This is a genomic window from Nonomuraea sp. NPDC003709 (genome assembly GCF_040610775.1).
Classification (GTDB): Bacteria; Actinomycetota; Actinomycetes; order Streptosporangiales; family Streptosporangiaceae; genus Nonomuraea; species Nonomuraea angiospora_A.
In genome coordinates this window covers 213,680-237,003 of record NZ_JBEXMW010000002.1, presented here as the reverse complement: position 1 = coordinate 237,003, position 23,324 = coordinate 213,680, and the positions used below count along the sequence as shown (strand labels likewise).

22 protein-coding genes are annotated in these 23,324 nt (G+C 71.2%); 7 read left to right on the top strand and 15 right to left on the bottom strand.

From position 1 onward, the window contains the following. Window positions 1-6 precede the first annotated feature (6 nt). Window positions 7-996: a chorismate mutase gene (locus ABZX61_RS05565; RefSeq protein WP_350729206.1), complete on the bottom strand. Its 990-nt coding sequence runs from the start codon at window positions 994-996 to the stop codon at window positions 7-9. Window positions 997-1,287: 291 nt separating this feature from the next. Between ABZX61_RS05565 and ABZX61_RS05560 the strand changes: the two genes are divergently transcribed. The 6 genes from ABZX61_RS05560 to ABZX61_RS05535 are packed head-to-tail and all read left to right on the top strand — an operon-like array spanning window position 1,288 to window position 7,942. Next, window positions 1,288-3,177 (top strand): serine/threonine-protein kinase, encoded by a 1,890-nt coding sequence (locus ABZX61_RS05560; RefSeq protein WP_355191756.1) that lies wholly within the window; start codon window positions 1,288-1,290, stop codon window positions 3,175-3,177. Window positions 3,178-3,187: 10 nt separating this feature from the next. After that, complete coding sequence (locus ABZX61_RS05555; protein ID WP_355191754.1) at window positions 3,188-4,759, top strand: protein kinase; 1,572 nt, start codon at window positions 3,188-3,190, stop codon at window positions 4,757-4,759. Beyond that, window positions 4,756-5,598 carry an AraC family transcriptional regulator gene (locus ABZX61_RS05550; RefSeq protein ID WP_355191752.1) on the top strand — a complete coding sequence of 281 codons (843 nt, stop codon included), beginning with the start codon at window positions 4,756-4,758 and terminating at the stop codon, window positions 5,596-5,598. The genes ABZX61_RS05555 and ABZX61_RS05550 overlap by 4 nt, the downstream gene beginning before the upstream one ends. Window positions 5,599-5,609: 11 nt before the next feature. After that, complete coding sequence (locus ABZX61_RS05545) at window positions 5,610-6,272, top strand: AzlC family ABC transporter permease (RefSeq protein ID WP_355191750.1); 663 nt, start codon at window positions 5,610-5,612, stop codon at window positions 6,270-6,272. Beyond that, window positions 6,269-6,580 carry an AzlD domain-containing protein gene (locus ABZX61_RS05540; RefSeq protein ID WP_350729198.1) on the top strand — a complete coding sequence of 104 codons (312 nt, stop codon included), beginning with the start codon at window positions 6,269-6,271 and terminating at the stop codon, window positions 6,578-6,580. Before ABZX61_RS05545 ends, ABZX61_RS05540 begins: the two co-directional genes overlap by 4 nt. A gap of 9 nt (window positions 6,581-6,589) precedes the next feature. Next, window positions 6,590-7,942, top strand: a complete 1,353-nt coding sequence (locus ABZX61_RS05535) for a protein kinase (protein WP_355191748.1) — start codon at window positions 6,590-6,592, stop codon at window positions 7,940-7,942. A 6-nt stretch (window positions 7,943-7,948) separates the two neighbouring features. On the opposite strand, the gene ABZX61_RS05530 is transcribed toward ABZX61_RS05535, so the two are convergent. The 3 genes from ABZX61_RS05530 to ABZX61_RS05520 are packed head-to-tail and all read right to left on the bottom strand — an operon-like array spanning window position 7,949 to window position 9,823. Next, on the bottom strand, window positions 7,949-8,878 hold the full coding sequence (locus ABZX61_RS05530) for an RluA family pseudouridine synthase (protein WP_185073022.1): 930 nt from the start codon (window positions 8,876-8,878) through the stop codon (window positions 7,949-7,951). Next, a complete protein-coding gene (gene lspA / locus ABZX61_RS05525; RefSeq protein ID WP_350729231.1) occupies window positions 8,871-9,398 on the bottom strand; it encodes a signal peptidase II in 528 nt (175 codons plus the stop codon). Before lspA ends, ABZX61_RS05530 begins: the two co-directional genes overlap by 8 nt. 35 nt (window positions 9,399-9,433) lie before the next feature. Then, window positions 9,434-9,823 (bottom strand): TraR/DksA C4-type zinc finger protein, encoded by a 390-nt coding sequence (locus ABZX61_RS05520; protein ID WP_350729195.1) that lies wholly within the window; start codon window positions 9,821-9,823, stop codon window positions 9,434-9,436. A 454-nt stretch (window positions 9,824-10,277) separates the two neighbouring features. On the opposite strand from ABZX61_RS05520, the gene ileS reads away from it, so the two are divergent. Further along, window positions 10,278-13,424 (top strand): isoleucine--tRNA ligase, encoded by a 3,147-nt coding sequence (gene ileS, locus ABZX61_RS05515; RefSeq protein WP_355192694.1) that lies wholly within the window; start codon window positions 10,278-10,280, stop codon window positions 13,422-13,424. Window positions 13,425-13,904: 480 nt separating this feature from the next. Here ileS and ABZX61_RS05510 read toward each other — a convergent pair whose 3' ends face one another. From ABZX61_RS05510 to ABZX61_RS05460, 11 genes are all read right to left on the bottom strand, one after another. Next, entirely contained in the window at window positions 13,905-14,231 is a 327-nt protein-coding gene (locus tag ABZX61_RS05510; protein WP_355191745.1) for a DUF1048 domain-containing protein, read from the bottom strand. A 1-nt stretch (window position 14,232) separates the two neighbouring features. Beyond that, window positions 14,233-14,589, bottom strand: a complete 357-nt coding sequence (locus ABZX61_RS05505; RefSeq protein ID WP_355191743.1) for a DUF1048 domain-containing protein — start codon at window positions 14,587-14,589, stop codon at window positions 14,233-14,235. Beyond that, window positions 14,586-14,912: a PadR family transcriptional regulator gene (locus ABZX61_RS05500; RefSeq protein ID WP_350729188.1), complete on the bottom strand. Its 327-nt coding sequence runs from the start codon at window positions 14,910-14,912 to the stop codon at window positions 14,586-14,588. Before ABZX61_RS05500 ends, ABZX61_RS05505 begins: the two co-directional genes overlap by 4 nt. Before the next feature lie 549 nt (window positions 14,913-15,461). Then, window positions 15,462-15,881, bottom strand: a complete 420-nt coding sequence (locus ABZX61_RS05495; RefSeq protein WP_355192692.1) for a hypothetical protein — start codon at window positions 15,879-15,881, stop codon at window positions 15,462-15,464. Window positions 15,882-15,997: 116 nt separating this feature from the next. Beyond that, a complete protein-coding gene (locus ABZX61_RS05490; protein WP_355191741.1) occupies window positions 15,998-17,992 on the bottom strand; it encodes a hypothetical protein in 1,995 nt (664 codons plus the stop codon). A gap of 41 nt (window positions 17,993-18,033) precedes the next feature. Beyond that, window positions 18,034-18,903, bottom strand: coding sequence for a DivIVA domain-containing protein (locus tag ABZX61_RS05485; protein ID WP_350729183.1), 870 nt, complete (start codon window positions 18,901-18,903; stop codon window positions 18,034-18,036). A gap of 106 nt (window positions 18,904-19,009) precedes the next feature. After that, a complete protein-coding gene (locus ABZX61_RS05480; protein ID WP_350729181.1) occupies window positions 19,010-19,297 on the bottom strand; it encodes a YggT family protein in 288 nt (95 codons plus the stop codon). 80 nt (window positions 19,298-19,377) lie between these two features. Next, entirely contained in the window at window positions 19,378-19,878 is a 501-nt protein-coding gene (gene sepF, locus ABZX61_RS05475; protein WP_350729179.1) for a cell division protein SepF, read from the bottom strand. 139 nt (window positions 19,879-20,017) lie between these two features. After that, complete coding sequence (locus ABZX61_RS05470) at window positions 20,018-20,710, bottom strand: YggS family pyridoxal phosphate-dependent enzyme (protein ID WP_355191738.1); 693 nt, start codon at window positions 20,708-20,710, stop codon at window positions 20,018-20,020. A 96-nt stretch (window positions 20,711-20,806) separates the two neighbouring features. Continuing rightward, window positions 20,807-22,294 (bottom strand): cell division protein FtsZ, encoded by a 1,488-nt coding sequence (gene ftsZ / locus ABZX61_RS05465; protein ID WP_355191736.1) that lies wholly within the window; start codon window positions 22,292-22,294, stop codon window positions 20,807-20,809. 324 nt (window positions 22,295-22,618) lie between these two features. Further along, window positions 22,619-23,284, bottom strand: a complete 666-nt coding sequence (locus ABZX61_RS05460) for an FtsQ-type POTRA domain-containing protein (protein ID WP_350729174.1) — start codon at window positions 23,282-23,284, stop codon at window positions 22,619-22,621. Between the last annotated feature and the right edge of the window lie 40 nt (window positions 23,285-23,324).

The following is a 23,324-nucleotide window of genomic DNA, read 5'->3' as shown; positions in this document are numbered from 1 at the left end:
GCCCGCTCACTCGGCCGAGCGCTCCTCGGCCAGGTGGAGGCCCGCCTCGATGACGGCGTTCATGATGGGCGCGAGCCGGGCCTCCCCCAGCGACGGGGCGCGCAGCGCCATCCGCGACACGAGCGCGCGCTCCCGGGCCATGTCGCGCCCGGCGAACCCGCCGACCGGCTTGATCCGCTGCACGATGCCCGCCAGCGCCGCCCGCCGTTCGAGCAGCGTGGCCAGCGCCGCGTCCACCCGGTCGATCGCCTCGCGGCACTCCGGCAGCGTGGCGGGCGCCTCGGGCCGCACCAGGGCGCCCACGACCGTCACGGCCTCCTCGGCCGCGCGCAACACCGTCGCCGGGGAGAGCTCCTGACGGGCCTCGGCGAGGCTCCCGGGGCCCACGAACTCCAGCGCCCCGCTCCTGGAGGGCTCAGCCGTCCGGGCTCCCACGTAGGTCCCGAGCTTGGCCGGCCCGCCAACCGGCGGGGTGCCCCGTTCGGCCGAGTCCACGACGAGCCCGTCGGCGCCCGCCGCCACCGCCGCCGCGGACAGCGCCGCGTCCCGCGAGACGTCGGCGAGCACGGGACGCCCCGAGACCGCGCGGGCCGCCCGCATCAGCCCCAGGTCCAACCGGCCGCCCTCGCACAGGAGCACCCGCCCGTCCCCCTCCCGCGCGCAGTAGTCGGCCAGCTCCAGCCACTCCTCCAGCGACGCAGCGGGCCGCCGCTCCACGACCACCGGCAGCCCGAGCCCGGCCGCCGAGCGCACCAGCGGGATGTCGCGCGTCCACGACGAACCCACCACGACCGCGTCCGCCCGCTCGGCGATGGCCGGCAGATCGGCCGCCGAGTACGGCTCCACCAGCGTGGCGTGCTCGCCCAGCACCTCGTACGCGTCGGCCTCCCCGCGGTGCGCCCGCAGGTCGACCCGGCCGCCGATCACCACGGCGGGCCCTTCGCCCACGAGCGTTCCGCCCACCGCCACGGCGCGCCGTTCCAAGGTCGATGACATCCTCGACTCCCCCAATTCGGGCCGGCCCCTGCGCAGCCGGCGGGAAAACCAAAAAGGCAGAGACGGGTCGTCTCTGCCTCGTGCCGGCTCCAGGTGGTCGCTAGCTGACGACCGGCTCTCCCGGAGCCGGCTCGATAAAGGCGTAGCGACAAGTCATGTCTGAAACACTACACCCATGGCTTCACCTGCTGGACGGTGCCACTCACATGACGGACTGTCCTTCAGGCGAGTCGCCGTTGATCCCTCTCTATGGGAGTATTTCTTGGCCTAGAGGAGGGTTTGAGGCCGTTGATGTCGGATCGCAAGCAGGAGGGACGCCGCATCGCCGGCCGCTACCAACTGCAGGAACCCATCGGCAGGGGCGGGATGGGTATCGTCTGGCGCGCGTACGACGAGCTCCTGGACCGCACGGTCGCGGTCAAGGAGGTCAGGTACGCGGCCGCCCTGGGCGAGGAAGTGCAGCTGCTGAACCGGCGCACCATGCGCGAGGCGAGGGCGGCGGCGAGGTTCGAGCATCCCAACGTGATCGTCGTTCACGACGTGATCGAGGAGGATGACCGGCCCTGGATCGTCATGCAGCTCGTCCAGTCGCGCTCGCTGGGCGCCGTGATCAAGCAGGACGGGCCGCTGGCACCCAAGCGGGTGGCCGAGATCGGCCTGGCCGTGCTGGACGCGCTGCACCGCGCCCACGAGGCCGGCGTGCTGCACCGCGACGTCAAACCCGAGAACGTGCTGCTGGCCGACGACGGCCGGGTCGTGCTCACCGACTTCGGCATCGCCACGCTGGAGACCGAGACGCAGCTCACCGTGACCGGGCTGGCCGGGACGCCGGCGTTCATCGCGCCCGAGCGGCTCAAGGGGCTGCCCGCGCGGCGCGAGTCGGACCTGTGGTCGTTAGGGGCTACGCTGTACACGGCCGTGGAGGGCCGCTCCCCGCACGAGCGGGGGATGGCCCTGGCGACCATGCACGCCGTGCTGACCGACGAGCCCGATCCGGCTGCGCACACGGGCCCGCTCACCGACGTGATCCTGGGCCTGCTCAACAAGGAGCCGGTCCAGCGGCTCACGTACGAGGAAGCGCAGCGGATGCTGCGGCAGGTCATCGCCCAGGCGAGCCCGCCGCCGACCGCGCAGTTCCCCGCGGCGCAGACGATCCGCGTGCCGCGGCCCACCACGCCACCACCGCCGCGCAAAACCCCCGCCCCGGCCGAGCCGCCGTCGCAGAACGAGGCCTCCGCGCAGGGCAAGGCCGCCGTCCAGAACAGGTTCCGCGCCCTGGGCAAGCTGCGCCAGGCGCCGCCCGTCGAGGACGACACCCCGACCGACCCCAACCTGATCGCCTCCGCCGCTCCGGTCCCGTCGCCCGCCGTCCCCGAGACCGGGTCGCGGATCACGCCGTCGCCGACCGCGGCCCCGGCCCCCGCCACCGCCGAGTCCACGATGGACGCGACCAGGACGGACCAGCGCCGGGCCGGGCCGGTCATCGCGGCGGCCGTGGCCGTCGTGCTCGTGGCCGTGATCGGCGGCTACCTCGGGCTGAGCTCGGCCCCCGACGAGCGCGACACGAAGAAGGGCTCGTCCCAGGCCACGGTCCCCACGGGCACCGCCTCGCAGGCGTCGCCCAGCGCGTCCACGTCGGGCTCCGCCGAGCCCAGTGCGTCCCAGCCGCCGTCGCCGACGGCCACGACCCCGGCTCCCACTCCCGAGAAGGAGAAGGAGAAGGAGAACGCGCTGCCGGCCGGCTGGAAGATGTACAAGGACAAGAAGCTCGGCTTCTCCGTCGGCTTGCCCAAGGGCTGGGACGTGCTGACCCGCGGCGGCAACCAGGTCAAGTTCCGAGGCCCTGGCGCGGCCTCCAACGCGTACCTCATGATCGAGGACGGCGGGAAGAGCAGCAGGGACCCGTACAAGGACTGGAAGAAGCAGGAGCCGAGTCTCAAGAACAACTTCGGCGGCTACAAGAAGCTCGACATCAAGCGGGTCGACGGCTTCCAGAAGGCCGCCGCGGACTGGGACTTCACCTGGAACACCAACACCGGCAAGACGCGCGTGCGCAACCGGGGCTTCATCACCGACAACGGGCGGGGATACGCGATCTACTGGCACACGCTGAAGAGCCACTGGAAGGCCGACTACGACTTCTTTGAAGGGTTCTGCGCCACCTTCAAACCGGCCAAGTAGGCTTCACGGCGTGGAAAGGCAGGTCGGCAACCGCTATCGCCTCATCGAGCCGCTCGGTGAGGGCGGCATGGGCGTGGTCTGGCGTGCCTACGACGAGCTGCTCGACCGTACGGTGGCGATCAAGGAGGTCCGCTACACGGGCGTCGGCGACGCCAAGCGGGCCGAGCTCAACAGCCGGACCATCAGGGAGGCCAGGGCGGCGGGCCGCCTCGACCACCCGTCGGTGATCGTCATCCACGACGTCGTCGAGGAGGACGGCCGCCCGTGGATCGTGATGCAGCTCGTGCGCTCGCGTTCGCTGGCCGAGGTGGTGCGCGAGCGCGGGCCGCTCACGGTGGGGCAGGTCGCGGTGATCGGCGGGCGGGTGCTCGACGCGCTGCGCGCCGCGCACGCCACCGGGGTGCTCCACCGTGACGTGAAGCCCGAGAACGTGCTGCTGGCCGACGACGGCCGGGTGGTGCTGACCGACTTCGGCATCGCCTCGCTGGAGGCCGAGGCGGGGCTGACGGCGACCGGCGGGCTGGTGGGCACGCCCGCGTACATGCCGCCCGAGCGTCTCAACGGCGAGCCCGCGCGCCCCGAGTCGGACCTGTGGTCGCTGGGGGCGACGCTGTACGCGGCCGTCGAGGGCGAGCCGCCGTTCAAGCGCGACTCGTGGGCCGCGACGGTCGCGGCGGTGCTGCGCGACGCGCCGGAGCCGCCCGCGCGGGCCGGCGCGCTGCAGCCGGTCATCATGGGGCTGCTGCGCAGGAGCCCGGACGAGCGCCTGCCCGCCGCGGAGGCCGCGAGGCTGCTGTACGAGGCCGCCTCGGGCCCCTCCCCCCACCCGACGCCCCCCGGGGCATGGCGGCCGACGGCCGGCGCCGCGAACACGGCCGAGGGCCCCACGCTCTCGACGCGGCCCAGGCGCGGCAAGGCGCTGTGGATCGGCCTGCCCGCCGCCGTGGCGGTGCTGGGCGCGGGCGGCTTCCTGGTCTCCAACCACTGGACGAGCACCGCCGCGACCCCGAGCCCCACACCGACGGGTCCCACCCCCACCGCCGAGCCGACCACGTCGAGCACGCCCACGGCCATGCCCACGCCCACGCCCGAGCCCACGCGTACGCCCACCACGACGACGCAGCCGGTGCCCGCGGGGTGGCGCGCGTTCAGGAGCGCGCAGGGTCGCTTCGGGGTCGCCGTCCCGGAGGGGTGGCGGGCCGTGAAGCACTCCACCAGGGACAGCATCACTTTCAAGGGCCCCGACAGCCCCGGCGCGATGATCGTGGAGTGGACCGTCCCCGACTTCGCCTGGACGGACCCGGCGAAGCAGTGGGCCAGCCTGGAGAAGGAGATCCGGGCGAAGGGCGAGTTCGAGGGATACAGCCGGATCGGCATCGTCTCCACCACCTACCTCGGCCGCAAGGCCGCCGACTGGGAGTTCACCAGGATCCGCGACGGGCAGCGGATCCACGTGATCAACCGCGGCTTCCGCACCGCCGACGGCCGCCCGTACGCCCTCTATTGGGAGACCACCGACGCCCGCTGGGCCTCGGACCGGCGCTACTTCGAGACGTTCGCGAAGACCTTCAGACCTCAATGAAAGAGCAGGCGCACTTCTGGCGGCATCCGGCGGTGCCGGGCACCGACCTGCTCAAGGCCCGCTACGTCACCCACCGCTTCACCCGGCACGTGCACGACGGCTACGCCATCGGCGTGATCGTCAGGGGTGTGGAGGAGTTCGACTACCGCGGCACCCTGCACCGGGCGGGCGCGGGCGAGGTGGTGCTGGTCAACCCCGAGTCGGTGCACACCGGCCAGGCGGGCACGCCGGACGGCTGGTCGTACCGCATGCTCTACCCGTCGATCGACAGGCTGGCGGGGATCGCCGCCGAGCTGGGCGTGCCGTACGCGACGCCGCACTTCCCCAGGCAGGTCGTGCGTGACGAGGAGGTGGCGCTGCTGCTCGGCCGGGCTCACCAGGCGGCCGAGCGCGGCGACGCGCTGGCCGCCTCCACGCTGAGCCGCACGCTGTTCGCGCGGCTGGTGACCCGCCACGCCACGCCCAGGCCGACGGCGATCCTGCCCGCAGAGGGCCGGCGGGCCGTGCGGGACGCGCTCGACCTGCTGCACGGCAGCCTCGTCGACCCGCCGACGCTGGACGACCTGGCCGACGCGGTGGGCGCGCGGCCGTTCGCGCTGCTGCGGGCGTTCAAGGCCGAGACCGGCCTGCCGCCGCACGCCTACCTCACCTCGCTGCGGGTGCGCCAGGCGCGCCGCCTCCTGCAGTCCGGGGTACGCCCGGCGCAGGTGGCCGCCGAGGTGGGCTTCACGGACCAGGCCCACCTCAACCGGCATTTCAAGCGCATCGTGGGCGTGCCGCCCGCGGCGTACCAGCGTGCTGCAGGAACGTACAAGACCGGCGGTTCCCCCACCTCCTAGCCTCTTGCGGCATGGAACAGACAACTCACCGTTCCGCCGCCGTGCGGGACGGCCTCGGCGTGGGCGTGGCCGTGGGGCTGTCGGGGATCGCCTTCGGCGCCGCCGCGATCACCGCGGGCCTGAGCGTGCCGCAGGCGTGCGTGCTGAGCCTGCTGGCCTTCACCGGCGCCTCGCAGTTCGCGCTGACCGGCGCGGTGGGCGCGGGCGGCGACCTGGTGACCGCCACGCTGGGCGCGCTGCTGCTGGGCGGCCGCAACACGCTCTACGGCCTGCGCCTGGCCGACCTGCTCCGGGTACGCGGGCCCCGAAGACTGCTGGCCGCGCAGGGAGTGATCGACGAGACGACGGCCGTCACGCTGGCCCAGCCGACCCCGGAGGCGGCCCGTACGGGCTTCGTCACCACGTTCGCCAGCCTCTACCTCACCTGGAACCTGACCACCCTGGCGGGCGCCTACGGGGCGTCGTTCCTGGGCGACCCCGGCGTGCTGGGGCTGGACGTGGTGGGCCCGGCCGCGTTCCTGGCCATCCTGTGGCCGCGCCTGACGGCCAGCGCCGAGCTGCGCCGGCTGGCCGGCGCGGCCGCGGTGATGGCCCTGTGCGCCACCCCGTTCCTGCCGCCCGGCGTGCCCGTGCTGCTGTCGGCGGCCGCCGTGCTGGTGGTGATGGCGCGATGACGCTGTGGTGGGCCATCGCCGCGGTCTGCGCGGGCTGTTACGTGCTCAAGCTGGCCGGGCTGGCGGCGCCGCGCCGGGTGCTGGAGCATCCGGCGATCCGCAGGTTCGCCGAACTGGTGCCGGTGGCGCTGCTGGCGGCCCTGATCGCGGTGCAGGTGTTCACGGAGGAGGGCGGGCTGAGCTTCGACCCGGCGCGCACGGCCGGGCTGGGCGCCGCGGTCGTCGGGCTGCTGCTGCGGGCGCCGTTCCTGGTCATCCTGGCCGCGGCGGCCCTCGTCACCGCGCTTGTCCGGTTCTTTCTTGGGTAGTCGCCGTGCATGTCCGATGCAACAGAGATGGTCGGTGGGCGTTACCGGCTGCTCAGGACGATCGGCCGGGGCGGGATGGGAACGGTGTGGCAGGCTCATGACGAGGTGCTGGGCCGGGACGTGGCGGTCAAGGAGATCCTGCCGCCGCCCGACCTGACGGATCCCGAGCGCGAGGTCTTCGCCGTACGCACGTTCAGGGAGGCCAGGGCCGCCGGCCGGGTGGCGCATCCAGGTGTGGCCACCGTGTACGACGTCCTGGAGGAGAACGGTCACCCGTGGATCGTCATGCAGCTCGTCAACTCCCGCACCTTGGGCGAGCTGATCCGCGAGGACGGCCCCATGTCCCCAGCGGCGGCCGCGGACATCGGGCTGCAGCTCCTCGAGGCGCTGCGCGCGGCGCACGCGGCGGGCGTGCTGCACCGGGATGTCAAACCGGACAACGTGCTGCTGACCGAGGACGGCCGGGCGGTGCTCACCGACTTCGGCATCGCCACGACGGAGGACGAGGCTCCCGTGACGAGCACGGGCGTGCTGCTCGGCACCCCCGCGTTCATGGCGCCGGAACGCGCGGCGGGCAGCCAGGCCAAGGCCTCCTCCGACCTGTGGTCGCTGGGCGTGACGCTCTACATCGCGGTCGAGGGGCACTCGCCCTTCCAGCGGGACAACCCCCTGGCCACGCTGGGCGCGGTCCTGCACGCCGAGCCGGAGCCGCTGGCCCGCGCGGGCGTGCTCGGTCCCGTACTGCTCGGGCTGCTGCGCAAGAACCCGGCCGAGCGCATGTCGCTGGAGGAGGCCGAGCAGCGGCTGGCCGCGATCCTGACCGGCGGCGCCCCCGAGCGGACGGGCCCCGTCACCGAACCGGGCCCGGCCGGGCCCGGCGCGATCAAGCCAAGTGCGACCGGGCCGGGCGGGGCTTCCCCGCGGCGGCGGCGCAGGCTTCCGGTGGCCGTGATCGCGGGAGGCGCGCTGCTCGTCGCGGCGGTCACGGGCGGCGCGGCCTGGTGGTCCGGCCGGACGCGGGACCTGCCCCGGAACCCGGGCCCCGCCCCCGCCGTCGTGACCGCCGGGCCCTCCACCGGCGCTCCGACCACTGATCCGACCACCGGCGCTCCGCAGCTCGCCCCGACGCCCTCCACACCCGAAAGCTCCCCGCCGGCCGTCGAGGACCGGCACAGGACGCCTACCGGCGACCGGAAGGACCCCAGCCGGGAGCCCACGCCGACCGGTGAGCGGAAGAACCCCGACCGGACGCCGACGCCGAGCGCGAGCGGCAAGAAGGACCGGGACAACACCACCCCTTCCCGGACCCCGGACTCGGTCGAGCCGTCGGAGCCGGGCGGCGAGGACGCCGACCAGCCGTAGGGGCGGTCAGGATTCGGCGCGGACGATGTCCAGCGCCTTCTGCAGGTCCTGCGGATAGTCCGTGCTGAACGACATCCAGTCGCCCGTGGTGGGGTGCTCGAACCCGAGCGCCACCGCGTGCAGCCACTGGCGCGTGACCCCCAGCCGGGCCGCCAGCGTCGGATCCGCCCCGTAGAGCAGATCCCCGACGCAGGGGTGCCGCAGCGCCGCCATGTGCACCCTGATCTGGTGCGTGCGCCCGGTCTCCAACTTGATGTCCAGCAACGAGGCCGCACGGAACGCCTCGACGGTGTCGTAGTGGGTGACCGACGGCTTCCCCCCGGCCACCACCGCGAAGCGCCCGTCCCCGGACGGGTGGCGGTCGATGGGCGCGTCCACCGTGCCCCTGAACGGGTCGGGATGCCCCTGCACCAGCGCGTGGTAGCGCTTGTCGACCGTGCGCTCCTTGAAGGCCCGCTTGAGCCGCGAGTACGCGACCTCGCTCTTGGCCACCACCATCGCCCCCGTGGTGTTGGCGTCGAGGCGGTGCACGATGCCCTGGCGCTCGGCGGCCCCGCTGGTGGCGATCGTGTGACCGGCCCCGAGCAGCCCGCCGATCACGGTCGGCCCCGTCCAGCCGACGGTCGGGTGGGCGGCCACGCCGATCGGTTTGTTGATCACGATGACGTCGTCGTCCTCGTACACGACCGTCATGCCCGGCACCGGCTCGGCGACCGGCATCGGCGTGGTGACCGGCGGCGGCATCGTCACGTCGAGCCACGCGCCCGCGTGCACGCGGTCGGATTTGGCCGGCTGCCGGCCGTCCACCAGCACCTCGCCCGCGCCGATCAGCTCGGCCGCGCGGGTGCGGGAGAAGCCGAACAGCCGCGAGAGCGCGGCGTCGAGCCGCTCGCCCTCCAGCCCGTCGGGTACGGGCAGGCTCCGCTGCTCACTCACCCTTCTCGGCCCCCTTGGTCTCCGGGGTCTCCCGGGACCCGTCGATCTGCACGTTGCGCCAGGCCAGCAGCACCGCCAGGATGCCGCCGCAGACGATGGCCGAGTCGGCGATGTTGAACACGGGGAAGTAGTCGATCACGGGGAAATGCCCGGGGAGCACCTCGATGAAGTCGACGACGTGCCCCTGCAGCTGCGTGGAGCGCCCGATCCCCGAGGGATAGCGCAGCAGCCGGTCGGTGAGGTTGCCGAGCGCGCCGCCGAGCAGCAGCCCCAGCGTGACCGCCCAGGCCCGGCTGCCGAGCTTGCGGGCGGTGCGCACGATGGCGACGACCACGCCCGCGGCGATGAAGGTGAAGACGAAGGTCATTCCGGTGCCGAGGCTGAACGCGGCACCGGAATTGAAGATCACCCGGAACTGCAGCACGTCCTGGAGGACGACGAGCGGCGCCTGACCCTCGAGCGTGCGAAGCACCACCGTCTTGGTGATGAGGTCGGCCGCGTAGACCACGGCCGCCAGCACGACGAGGACGGCGACCAGACGCCCGCGGGGGCGGCCTACCGGCGCTCCTCCTTCTGCTTGCAGGCCACGCACAGCGTCGCCCTCGGGAACGCCTGAAGGCGTTCCTTGCCGATCGGCTTGTGGCACGATTCGCACACTCCATAGGTCCCGGCGTCGATCCTGGCGATCGCACGTTCGTTCTGCGCGACCAGATCGCGCGCATTCAGGGTAAGGGCGATCTCGCGTTCGCGCTCGTACGTCTTCGCGCCGGCGTCCGCCTGGTCGTCGCCCGCCCCCTGAGTGACGTCTCCAGAGGCTATCTCCGTCTCGTGGCGGTGGATGTCCGCGTTGAGCTGGTCGATCTCGCTCTGGAGCCTGCCGCGTACCTCGGCCAGCTCCTCTTCCGACCACATCGAAGGTGTAGCGGTCTGCGTGACTGCCGCCATGGCTGCCTCCATTGCTGATCAAGGCCGTAAATGGTGCGGGCAGCTTAGGGATCCACATAACGGAACGGCAAACGACCCGCCGGACGGTTTACCTCCCCCGTACTATCCCGCCTCGCGCATTAAACTCCTCCACAGGGGCGTCCATTCCCGCAACTTTGTCGGTTGCGTACCGACGGCCCCTCGGGCGGCTCGCCCTGAGAAAGCAGGAAGCCTTCGGCCCCACTCTGCGTTATGGTTTGAGACTGCAAGGCGTTGATGGGGCCCGACTGTGAGGGATATCACCCCGGAGCCGCCGGAAGAACGGCTCGCGAGAGCTCATTAGACCCGGCCGCAGATCAAACGAAGAGGGCCTCGCCCGCGTGCGAGGTCAAGAAGGGTGGTACCGCGGGGCCGCATGGCTTCGTCCCTTCACGCTCGCCCTACCGGCCGATCAAGCGTGGAGGTCACACCCGAAATGTCTTCGCCATCTTTCCGCTCTCTTCCCGCGCAGGTTGACCTGCCCGCGCTCGAGCGCGAGGTCCTGGACCGCTGGCGGGACGGGAAGATCTTCGAGCGCTCCGTGGAGCAGAACTCCGGAAACCCGTCCTGGGTCTTCTACGAGGGCCCGCCCACCGCGAACGGCCTGCCCGGCGTGCACCACGTCGAGGCGCGGGTGTTCAAGGACCTGTTCCCGCGCTACAAGTCCATGCGCGGATTCAGCGTCCCGCGTAAGGCCGGATGGGACTGCCACGGCCTGCCCGTCGAGGTCGGCGTGGAGCGCGAGCTGGGCCTGACCGGCAAGAAGGACATCGAGGAATACGGCATCGCCGAGTTCAACGCCAAGTGCCGCGAGTCGGTGCTGCGCCACGTCGACGCCTTCGAGCAGCTGACCGAGCGCATGGGCTACTGGATCGACCTGTCCCAGGCGTACCGGACCATGGACCCCTCCTACATCGAGTCGGTCTGGTGGTCGCTGAAGGTCATCTGGGACAAGGGGCTGCTGTTCCGCGACTTCCGCATCACGCCGTACTGCCCGCGCTGCGGCACGGGGCTGTCCGACCACGAGCTGGGCCAGCCCGGCGGCTACGAGACCGTCTCCAGCCCGTCGGTCTACGTCCGCATGCCGGTGACCGCCGGGCCGCTGGCCGAGCTGGGCGCCGCGCTGCTCGTATGGACGACCACGCCGTGGACCCTCGTGTCCAACACGGCCGTCGCCGTGCACCCCGACGTGACGTACGTCGCGGCCCGCACCGCGGACGGCGAGGTCCTGGTGGTCGCCGAGCCGCTGCTGTCGGTCCTCGGCGAGGGCGCGACCGAGGTGGCCCGCTATACCGGTCGCGAGCTGGAGCACACCGCGTACTCCCGCCCGTTCGACCTGGTCGACATCCCCGGCGCCCACTACGTCGTGCTCGGCGAGTACGTCACGGTCGAGGACGGCACCGGCCTGGTCCACCAGGCGCCGGCCTTCGGCGCCGACGACATGGCCGTGATCAGGCAGTACGACATGCCCGTCGTCAACCCGATCGGCCCCGACGGCCGCTTCCTCGACGACGTGCCCATGGTCGGCGGCCGGTTCTTCAAGGACGCCGACGAGGAGCTGACCGAGGACCTGCGCGCCCGCGGGCTGCTTTACCGCGGCGGCCACTTCGAGCACAGCTACCCGCACTGCTGGCGCTGCCACACCCCGCTGCTCTACTACGCGCTCCCGTCCTGGTACATCCGCACCACCGCGGTCAAGGACAAGATGCTGTCCGAGAACGCCGGCACCAACTGGTACCCCGAGACGATCAAGTGGGGCCGGTTCGGCGAGTGGCTGCGCAACAACGTCGACTGGTCGCTGTCGCGCTCGCGCTACTGGGGCACGCCGCTGCCGCTGTGGGTGTGCTCGGCGGACGAGTCCCACGTGACGTGCGTCGGCTCGCTGGAGGAGCTGGGCGGGCTGGCGGGGCAGGACATCTCGGCGCTCGACCCGCACCGCCCGTTCGTGGACGACGTGACCTTCGACTGCCCGTCGTGCGGCGCCCTCGCGCGCCGCGTGCCGGACGTCATCGACGCCTGGTACGACTCCGGCTCCATGCCGTTCGCCCAGTGGGGCGAGCGCGGCAAGCCGGAGGGCGTCTACCCGGCGCAGTTCATCTGCGAGGCCACCGACCAGACGCGCGGCTGGTTCTACTCGCTGATGGCCGTCGGCACGCTGGTCTTCGGCCAATCCTCCTACGAGAACGTGCTCTGCCTCGGCCTCATCCTGGCCGAGGACGGCCGCAAGATGAGCAAGCACCTGGGCAACATCCTCGAGCCGATCCCGCTGATGGACCAGCACGGGGCCGACGCGCTGCGGTGGTTCATGGCCTGCTCGGGCTCGCCCTGGGCGTCGCGCCGGGTGGGGCACAACACCCTCGAGGAGATCGTCCGCAAGGTCCTGCTGACGCTCTGGAACACCTCGTCGTTCTTCACCCTCTACGCCAACGCCGAGTCCTGGTCGCCGGCCATGCTCGCGCAGGCCACGCCCGCGGCCGAGCGCCCGCTGCTCGACCGCTGGGTGCTGGCCGAGCTGCACAGAACGGTGGCCGACGTCACGGCGTCGCTGGACGAGTACGACACCCAGCGCGCCGGCCGCCGCCTGGCGGACTTCCTCGACGACCTGTCCAACTGGTACGTGCGCCGCTCGCGCCGCCGGTTCTGGCAGGGGTCGCCGGAGGCGTTCGCGACGCTCTACGAGTGCCTGGAGACGGTGACGCGGCTGATGGCCCCCGTCACGCCGTTCATCACCGACTACCTCTGGGACGTACTGCGCTCCTCCGACGCGCCCTCCTCGGTGCACCTGGCCGACTGGCCGGAGGTGCGCGAGGACCTGCTGGACCCGGTGCTGTCCGACCAGATGGCCCTCGTCCGCCGCCTGGTGGAGCTGGGCCGCTCGGCCCGCGCCTCGTCGGGCGTCAAGACCCGCCAGCCGCTCCGCCGCGCCCTGGTGGGGGCACACGGCTGGCCGTCGCTGCCCGGCGAGCTCCGGGGTCTGGTGGCGGACGAGCTGAACGTCCACACCCTCGAAGACATGTCCGGATTTAGCGCCGATCTCGTGACTTACTCGGTCAAGCCCAACTTCCGGGCCCTGGGCAAGCGCTTCGGCTCCCAGACCAAGCTCGTCGCGGCCGCCGTGGCCGCCGCCGACGCCACCCGCGTGGCCCGGGCCCTCCGCTCGGGATCCACGGTCATGGTGGAGGCGGACGAGCTGGGCGAGATCATGCTCGGCCCGGACGACGTGATCGTCAACGAGCAGCCCCGCTCGGGCTGGGCGGTGGAGACGGGCGCCATCGGCACCGGCACGGGCGAGACGGTGGCCCTGGACCTGGAGCTCACCGACGAGCTGCGCCGCGCCGGTCTCCTGCGCGAGGTCATCCGCCTGGTCCAGGACGCCCGCAAGTCGACCGGCCTGTCGATCACGGACCGCATCGACCTGTGGTGGACCACGTCCTCCCCCGAGCTCGCCACGGCCCTGCGCACCGAGGGGCATGTGGTGGCGGAGGAGGTCCTGGCGACGACGGTCACGGAGGGCACGGCGACAGACCTCCCGTCCCACACGGACGAGGACCTGTCCCTGACCTTCCACCTCCGCCGCGCCTGACACGCACTACGGCGGTGGGGCGCCCGCCCCACCGCCACCCACCCCTGTGCTGGAACGCCCCGCCCCCTGACACCCACCCCCGATGGGCCGCCTCATCGCAGCCCACCACCCTCCCCTGAAGCACGCCCCCGGCGCTGTCCGCGCGGGACCCGCAGCCGGGGCGTCGTCGCGCAGGGTTGCACCGTGGTTGCCGGGGATCTTCGCGTGATCTTGATGTTCGGATTGCGCTCGACCACCTGAGTGAGGCTGGTCGACGACGATGTCGCCGCTGGGCGAGTTCACCCGGCAGGTCGCCGGCGGCCTCGCCGATTGGGGGTATCCGCCGGAGTTCATCGATGGCCCCGCAGGCGCCGGTGGAGATATCGACGGGCCGCGCCGGTGAGCGGGCCGATGAGGGGCCGGCGTTCAGATCGAAGATGATCGAGGCCGCGCCGGAGGCACCGACCGAGCAGCTCGTGTTCAAGGCCGGGTCGACGGGTGCTACTTCTCGGCCGTGCCGGATTCCCCGCTGATGGACTCCTGATAGATGTCCGCGAAGGTGCGCGAGTCCTTGATCAGGTCGTCGCAGAAGGCAGCGACGTCGTCGCCGATGAGTTCCAGGACTCCCTTGCCGGCCGCGACACCCTCCTCGAAGAAGTCGACGATCCCTGAGAGCAGGGGCCCGTCAAGCAAGTCGATCGGTCCAACCTTGAAGAAGTACCTCTGAATCTCCTTGTAGACGATCTGGTAGTCCGGCGGGAGCGCCTTGACCCGCGCCACGTGCGCCCGCCACTGCTTCTTGCCCTCGATGATGTCCTGGATGCCCACGTCAGCCTCCTAGCCGGCCCAGTTTCCTTGCGACGTTCCTGTTCAACTGCTCGCGCCACCTGTCGCGATGGCTCCGGGCCCCTTTTCCGCCTGCCAGCGCCGCGCAGAAGCCCCCGATGTCGTCCCCCAGCACCTCGTGAATGCTCCGCCCATCGGCCGCCGTCCCTTCGAGCAGCCCCAGAGCGCCGTCGAGAATCGGCATCAGGTTCCGACCTGTGAAGTCCCCGTAGGGAAAAAGATGACCCTTGATCTCTTCCCACGCCGCCCGGTAGTCGGCCGGCAATGCCTCGGCCCGAGCTTCGAACGCCTTCCATTCCCTGGTGAGATCGCTGCCTGTCATGGTCTCCCAGAAGTTCATCTCCCGCCCTCCTTGAGCTTGTCGATCCGCGATGTGATGTACTCCCATTTCGCCCAGAACGTCGCGAGTTCTTCGCGCCCCGCGTCGTTGAGCTCATAGAACTTGCGCGGCGGACCCAGGCCGGACGGTCGTTTCGTCACCTGGACGAGCCCGTTCTTCTCCAGCCGCAACAGGATGGTGTAAACCGTCCCCTCGACGACGTCGGCGAAGCCCAGCTCGTTCAGCCGACGCGTGATGGCGTACCCGTAGGTCTCCTCGCTGCCGATGATTTCCAGCACGCAGCCCTCAAGCGTGCCCTTCAGCATCTCTGTCAGGCCGTCCATCGTGGGTCCTCTTCCGCCTTCCCCTGGTACTCGGTGCTACCGAGTACCAGTACACGGTAGCACGGAGTAGCGGACCATGCCGCGCACGCGGCGAGCACGGACCACGGAGGGGATTCGAATCATCGGCGCCGCGCTTACACGAGTGCTCGACCCCGCCAATGACCTTCCGGGAGCGCCTTGCAGGAGGAGGCGTCGGCGCAGGTGAGGGCGGTTTGCGCCGAAGGCGGTACGAGCCGGCCAAAGGTCGCGAAGGCGTCAGCGCGGCCGCGCCACGCCGAGGAGGAACTCCAACGTCCGACACGCCGCCCGGGGATGATCGAGCGTAAAGAAGACCGCGCCGCCAGTGCCGCCAGTGCCGCCAGTGCCGCCAGTGCCGCCAGTGCCGCCAGTGCCGCCGAGGACGGATACACCGAGGTCGGCCGCGCCCCGGAGGAAGCCCATCGCTCGCCTGGCGCGGGTTGTCGATGATGACGCCGTCCGGCCTGGGCCGCAGTGCCAGTACCTGCCGCGCCCCGAGATAGCCGCCCTGCTCGGTGGCCTCGACGTAGATCAGCATCTGCGGGTCGTCCCCGTCGATGCCGCGTTCACCAAGCGCGCGCGTGACCCCGAGCACGCGCTGCTGGATGAAGGAGTATCGCGGCGCACCCCGACACACGAGTGATTCTCCGGCGGCCATGCCCGGCCAGGTGGGAGGCGGCCGCCGCGCCTTCCTCGACGGCGAAGGGGCGATCCAGCACCAGCATGGGCACCCCGACGGCTGCGGCCCAGGAGGAATTGGAACGGCTCCACGCTGATCAGGATCACACCGCTTACCCGTCGTCGCGCAAGCTCGGCGACGTGCTCCCGCTCGACCTCCACATCGCCGTTGGACGTCGCCACGTTCACGCTCAGCTGGTGCCGGCGAGCCGCGTCGGTGATCTGTTGGGTCAGTCCCGCGAAATAGGACGGCGTGATCTCAGGCAACACCAGCCCGGCCGAGTCGGTACTGCCCGTCTTCCTGGCTCGCGCCGGTAACCGAGATCACGTCGAGCACCCGTTGCCGAGTAGCCGGTGCGGCCTGACCAGGAACGTCGGTCAGCGGGCTCTCAGCTGACCGTCTCGCGGTCGTGCTGGCACACCGAGCAGCTCGTCAGCCCGGCCGCCTCCGCCGCGGCGAGCGTCATCGTCTCCACGCCCGACTCCCCCGCGCCCCTGATCAACGGGCACGCGGTGCTGTGGTAGCGGCGGGTGCCGATGATGACCTTCACCGTGCCGGAACGCTCGTCCTTGCCCTCAGCGCCGCCCGAGGAGCCGGTGGACTTGTCAGTGGCTTTGGCGGAGCTGGAGGCCTCAGGCTTGGCGGTCGCAGCCGGGGTGCCGGGCTTGGGCGTCGAGCCGCTCCCCTCGCCCTTGAAGACATCTGGCTTGGTGGAAGTGGCGTCGTCCTTGGAGCCCGTACTGGGTGTGCCGGACTTCGCCCCCGAGCCGGCAGGCCCGCCGGTGCCGGAGGTCCCGGGCTTCGGGCTGGCGCCGCCGGACGTACCCGCCTTGGCCGGGCCACTCGCCGCAGAGGGCCGCCCAGACGCGGACGGGCGGTCAGAGGCAGACGGCCGATCCGAGGCTGACGGGCGGTCTGAGGCAGATGGCCGATCGGAGGCCGACGGGCGGTCGGGGCCGGACTTTTCCGTTGTCGAAGGCTTGGTGGCCGGGCTCGGGCCGGAAGGGCGTCCGGCGCTCGCGCCGGGGCCTGGGGGCAGCGGGCCCTTGGGCTTGGCCTCCGACTCGGCGGAGGACGCGGGCCGCTCCGGCACCGTCGCGCTCTCTCCCGCCGCAGCAGGCGTCTTGGCGGCCCCGGAAGGACGCTGTGACGGCCCGGAGGCCCCACCCGAGGGCCCAGGGCGGACCGGCGTCCCGGAAGAGGTCACGCGCGGCTGCGGTGCCGTGGCGGGTCCCGAGGAATCGTCCTCGTCGGTCGCCTTCGAAGGGGTCTCACCGGCGGGCTGTCCCAGCCGGGCACCGGTCGATCCCGGCTTCGACGACGGGCCGCCGGTCTGCCCCGGCTTGTCGCCAGGCCGGCCGGGCTTGGTGCCGGGTTGCTCGGGCGAGCCGGTGGACTGGCCGGGCTGGCCGGGCTTGGTGCCGGACGGACGGGGTGCGTCCGTGGAACCGCCGGGCTTGGGGCCGGGCTGTTCCGGTGAGCCGGTGCGCTGCGAAGGCTTGGCCGCGGGTGCTCCGGCCTTGCCGGGGGCTCCCGTGGCGGGACCTTCCGGAGTGGCGGAGGGCGAGCCGGGCCTGCGCGCGGAAGGCGGCGGCCGGAAATATGAAGTCTCCGCGTCCGCCTGATCGTCATCCGATTCGGCGGCGGAGGAGGTGGACGGGCGGCCGAACCACGCGGTGGCGCCTTCCTCGCGGGAGGCGGGCTCCGGGTCGGGGGTGGAAGCCTTCGCGGCAGGCTTCGGCGGGGCGACCGGCGGACGTACGTCGCGGGTCTCCGCGGCGTCTTCCGCCCGGCTCGCCGCCGTGACGGCGGTGCCGGGGGCGACGACGGGCTCGGGGTCGGCGGCAGGCGGCAGCTGCCGTCCGCCGAGCGCGGCGTCAGGCAGGCACGCCGTGCAGGGCGTGAAGCCCTCCTCGCGTGCCTCCTCGTACGTGAGCTCCTCGGTGTCCCGGCCGCTCAGCTGTCGGCAGCCGGACACGTGGTAGCGCTTGCGTCCGGGGATCACCAACACGATCGCATCCGGCGAGATGCCGCTCGCCGCGGGGCGGCGGGGTGCGGCGGCGGGAACGGTCGCCGTCCGCTGCGGTGTCTGCGGATGCGGATGGGGTCGCGGTGGGGGCTGGTGACCCATGGGGCCGGTCTGACTGTACGGCGAGCCGGGGCCCGGCGGCATGAGCCCTTTCGGGGGGGTGGCCGGCGCAGCGGCCTGCCCACCACCGGGAAAAAGCTCGTTTCGCCGCAGGAACGCCCCGATCACGAGGAACAGCGCGGACAGCACGCTGACCACGATGGACCACATGATCAGGAACGGCTTAGCCAGTACGAAGCCCGCGATCAGCAACACGACCGCCGCGAGCACCAAACCAGCACTGATAAGGATCACAGGGGGCTCTTTCGAGTGACAGGTCCTAGTGACCCGCTACTTTACCGGCGGTCGTTGTGGGGACCGTCACCGCCGGGGAAGACACCCTGGGGAGCCTCGCCGCCGAACGGGCTGGGACCACCGGGAAGCGGAGGCTGGCCCTGCGACACGGCGTGCGACATCGCGGGAGCCTGACCCGCCGGACCACCGGACATCACCGGGAACCCACCGCTGCCCTCAGCGGAGACGTTGAGCTCGGCGAGCTGGTTTTCCAGGTAGAGCTTGAGCCTGCTGCGGTATTCGCGCTCGAAGCTGCGCAGCTCCTCGACCTTGCGCTCGAGCTCGTCGCGGGTCTGCACCAGCGAGCCCATCGCCTGACGGTGGCGCTCCTGCGCGTCGCGCTCGAGCGTCTCGGCGCGGGCGCGGGCGTCGCCGATGACCTGCTCGGCCTGGCGGCGTGCCTTGGTGAGGATCTCGTCGGCCTCGCGGCGGGCGCGGGTGACCGTCTCGTCCGCCTCCCGGCGGGCGTCGGAGATCGCCTGGTCGGCGGTCTGCTGGGCGAGGGCGAGCACGCGGGCCGCCGTGTCCATGTTGTCCTCGGCGGGAGGCATGTTCATGACGGGGACCGGCTGCTGCACAGGCGGCGGCTCGGGGGCGCGCATGGGCTCCGGCTGGGGCGGCGGAGCCATCATCTCGGGCTTGGGCTGCTCCTGGACCGGGGCGGAGGCCATGGGCATGTTCATGCCGCCCGGCACCTTCCCCCGCAGGCACTCGGCCAGCTTGGCGCGGAGCTCTTCGTTCTCTTGGATCAGACGGTCGAGCTCAGCCTCCACCTCGTCGAGGAAGGCGTCGACCTCTTCCTCGTCGTAGCCCGGCCGCAGCCGGGTGGTACTGAACTGCTTGTTCCGCACATCAGCGGGCGTCAGCGGCATTTTTTGGTCTCCTTGGCGCGCTTTGGAGTCTGTCCGGAGGGACGGTAACCCGAATCACTTCAGCGCGGACACGAGTTGGATCACGACCTGCGCCACACCGCCCCCGTCATCGCAGCATCCCCACGATCTGGATCAGCAGCAGCACGGCGATGAACAGGACAGTGAAGCTTAGGTCAAAGGCCACCGTACCCAACCGGAGCGGGGGAATGAAACGGCGGAGGAACTTGAGAGGTGGGTCGGTTGCGGTGTAAGTGGCTTCGGCCAGCACCAGGACGATGCCGGAGGGGCGCCACTGACGGGCGAAAGCCTGCACCGTCTCGAAGATCATTCTGCCGATGAGCAGCACCAGGTAGAGAGACAGGACTACGACCAAGATCTGGCTTACGATCCCCACGGCCCGGCCGCGCCTCCACTCCCGATGTGCCCTCCCGGTCTCGGCGAGACCCGGTTGGGTGCGATAGACATACAGAGACTCTAACTCTGATTGAAGAACCCGCGTTCCGCGATTCGGGCCTTGTCCTCGGCGGTCACCTCGACATTGGCAGGGGACAACAGGAACACCTTGTTGGTAACACGTTCAATGCTGCCATGTAGGCCAAAGACCAGACCTGCCGCGAAATCGACTAGACGCTTGGCGTCACTGTCAACCATCTCCGTCAGGTTCATGATGACCGGGGTGCCGTCTCGGAAGTGCTCTCCGATGGTACGCGCCTCGTTGTACGTCCGGGGGTGGAGTGTCGTGATGCGGGCCAGATCGGTCGTGCGGCGCTCCAGGATCGTCGTGGCGGGCCTGGGCGCGGGCACCCCCGCCTCGGGCTCCTCGTCGCGTTCCTGGACGGCTACGGGCCGCTCGTCGCCGGGCCGCTGCACCTCGTCCTCGTAGGCGTAGTCGTCCGGGTAGGTTTCGTACCTCTCGTAGCGGTCGTCCTCCACGAGACCGAGGTAGACCGCCATCTTGCGCATCGCGCCGGCCATCGCTACGTCGTCCTCCTGCTCACGGTCGCACTCGCTCGAGCCCGACACCGGATCCCGAGGCGGTAGCCGTACCCCCTTGGAGCTCACCGCTGATCGACCTCTACTTGGTCATGGGCCTGAAGACCCACTTGAGGGGACATTACCTGACGAAGGGCTTGCGACGACCGAGCAACGCCGTACCGACCCGCACGTGTGTCGCGCCGTACGCGATGGCTTCGGCGAGGTCCTCGCTCATACCGGCCGAAATCATCGTGGCGCGCGGGTGCTGCTCCTCCAGGCGCGTGGCCACGTCACGCAACCTGGCGAACGCCTTGGCGGGCTCCTCCCCCAGCGGCGCCACGGCCATGATGCCGCCCAGCCACAGCCCCTCGGCCAGCGCCACCTCGTCGGCCAGCTCCAGCACGTCCGCGGCGCGGGCGCCGCCCCTTTCGGGGTCGTCGTCGAGCGCGACCTGGATGAGACAGCCGACCCTGCGGCCCTGGCGGACCGCCTCCTTGCTGATCGCCTCCACCAGCCGGAGCCGGTCGACGGAGTGGATCACGTCGGCGTACGCGACGACCGAGCGGACCTTGTTCGTCTGGAGCTGGCCGACGAAATGCCAGGTCAGCGCCAGGTCCTCAAGCTCGTGCGCCTTGGGCGCGGCCTCCTGGTCCCGGTTCTCGCCGACGTCGCGCACGCCCAGCTCGGCCAGAATGCGCACGTCCGCGGCCGGGCGGGTCTTGGTGACGGCGATCAGCGTGACCTCGCCCCGGTCACGACCCACCGCGCGGCAGGCCGCCGCGATGCGCGTGTCGACCTCGGCGAGCCCGGCCGCGATCTCGTCCCTTCTCACGTGGCCCTCCCTTTCACTACACGCCCGTGCGGTACGCCTCGCGCACGACGGCGCCGCTCCCGGATCCCTGCCGGGGAGCGGCGTCAGGCTACCGGGCTATTTGAGGAAGTCGGGGACGTCGAGCTCCTCTTCCTGTTCCTCGAAGATCACCCGAGGACGTTTGGCGGGCTCCGACATGCGGGAGGTGATGGGCGTGGGCGGGTTGGCGGGCTCGGGCGTGGGCCGGGGGATGGAGACGGGGCCGGACGGCTCGTCGGCCAGCGGCTCGTCGTCGACGGACCCGGGGATCTGCGCCGACTCCACCGGGCGCACCGGCTCCGGGCGCGACGGCTCGGGACGGGGCTCCGGGCGGGGATCCGCCCTGAACTCCGCGCGCGGCTCCGGCCGGGGGTCGGCCCTGAACTCGGCCCGCGGCTCCGGACGGGGCTCAGGACGGAACTCGGCCCGCGGCTCGGGCCGGAAGTCCGTACGCGGCTCCGGACGTGCCTCAGCGCGCGGCTCAGGGCGCAGCCCGGGCTGCTCCGACTTCACGCTGGGGGACGCGACGCTCGGCCGCACAGGGGACGACACGGGCGGCGCGGCCGGCGGGGCGGCGGGACGGCTCGCCGGGCGGGGCAGCGGCTTCTCCACCGGAGGCGGCACGTCGTCGAACCCGGCCGCGATCACCGTCACGCGGACCTCGTCGCCGAGCGCGTCGTCGATGACCGTACCGAAGATGATGTTGGCGTCCGGCGCGGCCGCCATGGACACGAGCTGCGCGGCCTCGTTGATCTCGAACAGACCGAGGTCGGAGCCGCCTGCGATCGACAGCAGCACGCCGTGGGCGCCGTCGATGCTGGCCTCCAGCAGCGGGCTGGAGACCGCCATCTCGGCCGCGGCCACCGAACGGTCGTCGCCGCGGGCGTGGCCGATGCCCATGAGGGCGGAACCGGCGCCCGACATGACCGACTTGACGTCGGCGAAGTCGAGGTTGATCAGACCAGGGGTGGTGATCAGGTCGGTGATGCCCTGGACACCGGACAGCAGCACCTGGTCCGCCGCCTTGAACGCGTCGAGCACGCTCACCTGCCGGTCGGAGATCGACAGCAGACGGTCGTTGGGGATCACGATCAGCGTGTCGACCTCGTCGCGCAGCGTCTCGATGCCGGCCTCGGCCTGCATGGCCCTGCGCCGTCCCTCGAAGCTGAACGGCCTGGTCACGACACCGATGGTGAGCGCGCCGAGCGACCGGGCGATGTTGGCCACGACGGGCGCGCCGCCCGTGCCGGTGCCACCACCCTCGCCGGCCGTGACGAAGACCATGTCGGCCCCCTTGAGGACCTCCTCGATCTCCTCGCGGTGGTCCTCGGCCGCCTTGCGCCCCACGTCGGGGTTGGCGCCCGCGCCCAGTCCGCGCGTGAGCTCACGGCCCACGTCGAGTTTCACATCGGCGTCACTCATCAGCAGCGCCTGGGCGTCGGTGTTTATCGCGATGAACTCGACGCCCTTGAGTCCCTCCTCGATCATCCGGTTGACGGCGTTGACTCCGCCGCCGCCGATGCCGACGACCTTGATGACCGCGAGGTAGTTCTGCGGTGCTGCCACGACGAGGGGCCTTTCCGCTCGTTGACTTGCCATTTCGGTGCGGATTGTCTCCGCTTTTTGTCACTTCGGGTAACTCTCAACCTCAGGTTGAGATTTAGATTTATGTCAACCTGAGGATTGATACGGACAGTAGGAGTCCCCTACCTGGCGGGTCAACTAACCGCGCCGCAAGCACGTCCGGCGTGTCGCGGGCTGTCCGTTTCGCTCCGAAGTCGCGCCTGGTCGGGGGCTCCTGGCCCGACGTACGACTTAAGGCTCTCACGCCGCGACCCCCACCTCGCACAAGCTGGGCGATGCCGTTGCCGCGCACTTGCCCAGTCTTGATCACTTCAGCGTCACCACGTCCGGGGAGCTGACGTCGTACACCGTGGCTTTTTCTCGTTTGAGCAGTGATGTAAGAATGCGCGCCTTCTCCTTGGGACGGTCGGCGCCGCCCCAGATGACGGTGCGCCCGTCGGACAGCAGCAGGGTCACGCCCTCGGCCGTGCCCGCGCGGACCTCCCGGACCTTGGGCGCCAGCACGCCCGGGACCGCCTGGATGACCTGCAGCGCCGCCATCATGGCCGGGTCACCGACGGCGGGGTTGTCGACCTTGAGCACCGGCAGCATGGGCGGCGCCGCGGACTTGACCTCGATCACCACGCCCTGCTTGTCGACGATCGCCACCTTGCCGCCCGCGGGGATCGCGGCGACGGGCTCGCGCTCGACCACTTCGATCTTGAGCGTGCCCGGCCAGATCCGGTCCACCTTCGCCTTGGCGAGCTGTCTGATGCCGAGCACGCGGGTCTCGACGTCGGCGAGGTTGACGGTGGCGAGGGGATGGAGGTCCGGCACGCCGGCCTGCTGTTTGATGCGCTCGCTCGGCACTGTGAGATTTCCCACGATCTCGATCGAGCGCACGCCCAGCACGGGTGAGAAGAACACCAGCCAGGCGGCCGTGCCCACCACTCCCGCCGTCAGCAGCCCCAGGAACGCGGTCCTCGCCTTCATCGCCCTCCCCATGTCGGCCCCCGGGGTTTCCGGCCCCCGA

What these genes read in the sequence shown, in the direction of transcription:
- ABZX61_RS05565 (WP_350729206.1), bottom strand. Translation starts at nt 996, where the DNA reads ATGTCATCGACCTTGGAACGGCGCGCCGTGGCGGTGGGCGGAACGCTC.
- ABZX61_RS05560 (WP_355191756.1), top strand. Translation starts at nt 1,288, where the DNA reads ATGTCGGATCGCAAGCAGGAGGGACGCCGCATCGCCGGCCGCTACCAA.
- ABZX61_RS05550 (WP_355191752.1), top strand. Translation starts at nt 4,756, where the DNA reads ATGAAAGAGCAGGCGCACTTCTGGCGGCATCCGGCGGTGCCGGGCACC.
- ABZX61_RS05545 (WP_355191750.1), top strand. Translation starts at nt 5,610, where the DNA reads ATGGAACAGACAACTCACCGTTCCGCCGCCGTGCGGGACGGCCTCGGC.
- ABZX61_RS05540 (WP_350729198.1), top strand. Translation starts at nt 6,269, where the DNA reads ATGACGCTGTGGTGGGCCATCGCCGCGGTCTGCGCGGGCTGTTACGTG.
- ABZX61_RS05535 (WP_355191748.1), top strand. Translation starts at nt 6,590, where the DNA reads ATGTCCGATGCAACAGAGATGGTCGGTGGGCGTTACCGGCTGCTCAGG.
- ABZX61_RS05520 (WP_350729195.1), bottom strand. Translation starts at nt 9,823, where the DNA reads ATGGCGGCAGTCACGCAGACCGCTACACCTTCGATGTGGTCGGAAGAG.
- ileS (WP_355192694.1), top strand. Translation starts at nt 10,278, where the DNA reads ATGTCTTCGCCATCTTTCCGCTCTCTTCCCGCGCAGGTTGACCTGCCC.
- ABZX61_RS05505 (WP_355191743.1), bottom strand. Translation starts at nt 14,589, where the DNA reads ATGAACTTCTGGGAGACCATGACAGGCAGCGATCTCACCAGGGAATGG.
- ABZX61_RS05500 (WP_350729188.1), bottom strand. Translation starts at nt 14,912, where the DNA reads ATGGACGGCCTGACAGAGATGCTGAAGGGCACGCTTGAGGGCTGCGTG.
- ABZX61_RS05485 (WP_350729183.1), bottom strand. Translation starts at nt 18,903, where the DNA reads ATGCCGCTGACGCCCGCTGATGTGCGGAACAAGCAGTTCAGTACCACC.
- sepF (WP_350729179.1), bottom strand. Translation starts at nt 19,878, where the DNA reads ATGGCCGGCGCGATGCGCAAGATGGCGGTCTACCTCGGTCTCGTGGAG.
- ABZX61_RS05460 (WP_350729174.1), bottom strand. Translation starts at nt 23,284, where the DNA reads ATGAAGGCGAGGACCGCGTTCCTGGGGCTGCTGACGGCGGGAGTGGTG.